We start from the raw sequence: 3,755 nt of genomic DNA on the forward strand, positions 1-3,755 counted from the left end.
CGAGATCGTCGCTCACTACGCCGCCTGTGCCGGCCTGGGTGTCCCGGTCGTGGCCTACAACGCTCCGCGGTACAGCAACCCGATCACACCGTCCGTGTTCGACGCGCTGCTGGACATGGAGCATGTCGTCGGGGTCAAGGACAGCTCTGGCGACCTGGAGCTCCTGCGCGACATGGTCACCGCCGCGCGTACCCGCCGGCCCGACTTCGGCGTGGGCCAGGGTGCGGAAGGAGCACTCGTGGCCGGGTTGCGCGCCGGCGCCGACGGCATCGTCCCCGGCGTCGCCAACATCGCCCCGGACGTCGCCGTCGCCCTCTATCGAGCATGGTGCGCTGAACGCTCGTTGGAAATCGGTACCCCAACCCAATCGAACGTGCACTCAGCGCACCATGCACGAGCAGCCAGCGCACCAAGTCAGGAGCTGCGGCAGGCTGGCGGTGACGTGAACGGCAGCACGGCCCAGGGAACACCCCGCACGGCCGGCGATGGACTGTCCCCCGAGCATTGGCAAGGCATCGTCGACGAGCTGTGCGGCATCCACCGGATCCGGCCGGGCGTGCCCATAGTCAAGGCGATTCTCGACGATCGAGGGCTCTGTCCGCCCCATGTCGCACCGCCCCTTCTTCCCTGCACTGCCAGTGAACGCGCCGCAGTGTTGGAGCTGCTCGCACCTCACGAGGCCCACCTCATCATGTGAATCGACACCGAGGATCTGGAGGAACCGACAGTGCGTTCTCAGCCCGACCCGCGCTCGCGACAACCCGAAGACCAAACCCGTTCACCGCAGATCAGCCACCGTGCGTCCTCCCTCAAGACCGAATGTCTCGGCCGGCTCCGGCTGCGCCGAGGGCGTCACACCGTCCGGTTCACCGTCGTCGACAAGCACGTCGACTCCGCCGGGCTGCGTATCAGCCCCGACCTCATCGCGCTCGTCGCTCACCAGAGCCCATAACGGCTCGTCGCCGACGCTGCAATCCGTCCCAGATCCTGCAATCCGTCCCGGATGGCACTTTCCGTACCGCGAAGAGCCCGATTCACGCCCCAACGCGACACAGAACGCAGCATCCGACACAGAACGCAGCATCGACGAAGTTTCGATGTCCGGAAGGAGCTGTAGATCATGACCCACCACCGGTTGACGACCACGCGACGGACCGTCGTGATCGTCTTATCGGCCGCTTTGCTCGCCGCCGGCTCGCTCACGCTCGCTCTGCCTTCGGCGACCACCGGCATCGCCTCAGCGGACATCGGCATGAGGCCGGCTGAACGCGGCATGGCACAGGCAGCGAGTTCGGAGCACGGCTGGTTCGAGGAGACGACTCTCTGGGACTCCGAGACCGGCTCACACGAGAACTACCACGTCCACGCCCTCGCGGTGACGCCGGACGACACCATCCTGGCATTCACCGAAGGTCGCTACGAGCTGTCCGACGGCGGGTCGAAGGACATCTTGCTGCGCCGCAGTACCGACGGCGGCGACACGTGGGAACCGACCCAGGCGGTCGTCCCGTCCGGCGGCCGTTTCTGGAGCAGCCCGACGGCTCTCGTCGACGATGAGACCGGCAGCGCGTTCCTGATCTACCAAGGCCCGACAAGCGCCGACATCAACGTCATCAGCAGCGACGACTCCGGCGCCAGCTGGAGCGACCCGGTGAGCCTGAGCCATCTGTTCGAGGACAACCCGTTCGGATGGATCCTCAACGGACCCGGTCCCGGCCACGGCATCCAGCTCGAGGGCGGCCGGCTGATCCTGCCGATCCTGCACCGTCGGTCGGCGGAGCTGCCCGCACCGGAGCGCCGGTACGGGATCGACACGCTCTACAGCGACGACCATGGGAAGACATGGCAGCGCGGCGGACGGGTCCCGGTCTCGCCGGGCTACCCGATCAACGAGAGTCGCCTCTACCAGCGTGACGACGGCGCGGTCGTCGTCAACGGACGGGCCGCCGCCGGCGGGCATCGGCTCCGGATCTCGTCGGTGAGCACCGACGACGGACTGACCTGGTCGGATCCCGTCCTCGAGCCGGCGACCGGTCGCTACACCGCCGTCGACTCCAGCGTCGTGAGCTTCGACGGCCCGGACGGCATGCGGCGCACGCTGCAGAGCCGGCCCGACTCGGCGCGGCGGGAGAACCTGACGGTCGCGGTCAGCTACGACGACGGCTACACCTATCGCTACGAGAAGGCCCTGAACCCTGGGCCGTCGTACTACTCGGACCTGGCTGTGCTGTCCGATGGGACGGTCATCGTGCTGTACGGCCGCGACGGCGAGATCCTCGCCTACCCACAGCGGGTCGCGCTGGCCCGATTCGACCTCGCGTGGCTCACCGACGGCCGGGACGACGGCACGGGCATCGGCGACAGGACCGGCAACGAGATCGGCGACGAGGTAGACGACGGGCCGCAGATCACAGAGCACGCGTTCGAGCTGGGCACCATGGCAGGAACGCGGACCGGAAAACCATCCGGGACACGCGCGGGATCGCGCACCGAGTCGCCGGGCCCGCCGCACGTCGTCGACGACGCGAATGCGCGCGGAAGCAAGGCTCTGGGCTACGACGCCGCCGCGCCCGGCGATTACGTCGAGATGCCCGTCCGGCTCCCCCGCGACTCGGGCGAGTTCGAGGCCGCGGTCCGCCTCCACCGCTCCCAGGATCTCGGGAAAGTCCAGGTCAGCATCGACGGCGAGAACCTGCCGGACGGGCTGGTCGACCCCACCCTGGAGACCGGAGAGGCCTACCAGACGTACCAGCTCGGCGCCGTCGAGTTAGACCGCGGGCTGCATTGGGTCCGGTTCACGCTGGTGGACGAGGGACATCTCGGCGGCAGCACCATCGCCCCCGACGAGCTGACTCTCATCGATGCCGGTGGCGTGCCGAATGGCCTGGTGCGCGACGTCGTCGTCGATGACGAGTCGGTCGATGCCTTCGAAAGGTCCGGAACGTGGGGCAGGGCCACCGGCCAAGAAGGGCATCCGTATTACGGGGTCAGTTATCGCTCCGCGCCCGCAGGGTCCGGCGACCGGATCGCGAGCTGGCGGCCCGACGTCCCCGTCACCGGCACTTACAACGTCCTGGCCTGGTACGTCTCGCATCCCAACCGCGCCTCCGACGCCGCGTACACGGTGCACCACGCGGACGGCAGCACCACGGTCGAGGTCGACCAGCGCGGCCAGGCTCGCAGCCTCACCGATCCCGGCCGCCCCGGCGTCTGGGTCGACCTCGGCAGCTTCCCATTCGAAGCCGGCACGGCCGCCACCGTCGAGCTCAGCAATGATGCCGACGGCTACGTCATCGCCGATGCCATCACTCTCACCCGTGACCCGGTCCCCGCGACACCCACCGACCTCCAGGCCGACCCCGCGTCGCCGTCCCGCACCGAGCTGAGCTGGACACCCAGCGACGGCGCCACCGGCTACCACGTCGAACGCCGACCCAACGGCGACGGCGCGTGGGAATTCGCCGGCGAGGTGCCCGGCGACGAGACCACGTTCACCAGCACCGGCCTCTCCCCCGACACCACCTACGAACACCGCATCTACGCCATCACCCACACCGAACCCGGACGGCCACCACATGCCAGTGCCGCCACCGATCCGACCTCCCCATGATCATCGAGTGTTTGGGGTGTGTGAGCACCTCGGATCCTCGATGATCATGGGCCCCTCCGCTCCGACACCACCGCACCGTCCACGCACGAACAGTTGAAGGAAAGGGGCTCAACCATGACCGACCACCGCTTCGCGGTCCGGCGAC

The 3,755-nt window shown here is 68.3% G+C and carries 3 protein-coding genes; all 3 read left to right on the forward strand.

The features are described 5' to 3' along the window. A partial coding sequence (locus ELR45_RS37580) for a dihydrodipicolinate synthase family protein (RefSeq protein ID WP_205856443.1) occupies positions 1-697 on the forward strand: 697 nt, incomplete at its 5' end. Positions 698-727: 30 nt separating this feature from the next. After that, positions 728-952, forward strand: coding sequence for a hypothetical protein (locus tag ELR45_RS37585; protein WP_205856444.1), 225 nt, complete (start codon positions 728-730; stop codon positions 950-952). Positions 953-1,120: 168 nt separating this feature from the next. Beyond that, a complete protein-coding gene (locus ELR45_RS11815) occupies positions 1,121-3,610 on the forward strand; it encodes a golvesin C-terminal-like domain-containing protein (protein WP_129666186.1) in 2,490 nt (829 codons plus the stop codon). Positions 3,611-3,755 lie beyond the last annotated feature (145 nt).

Source organism: Phytoactinopolyspora endophytica, assembly GCF_004138495.1.
Classification (GTDB): Bacteria; Actinomycetota; Actinomycetes; order Jiangellales; family Jiangellaceae; genus Phytoactinopolyspora; species Phytoactinopolyspora endophytica.

Coding starts and splice junctions, on each gene's coding strand:
- ELR45_RS11815 (WP_129666186.1), top strand. CDS start 1,121: ATGACCCACCACCGGTTGACGACCACGCGACGGACCGTCGTGATCGTC.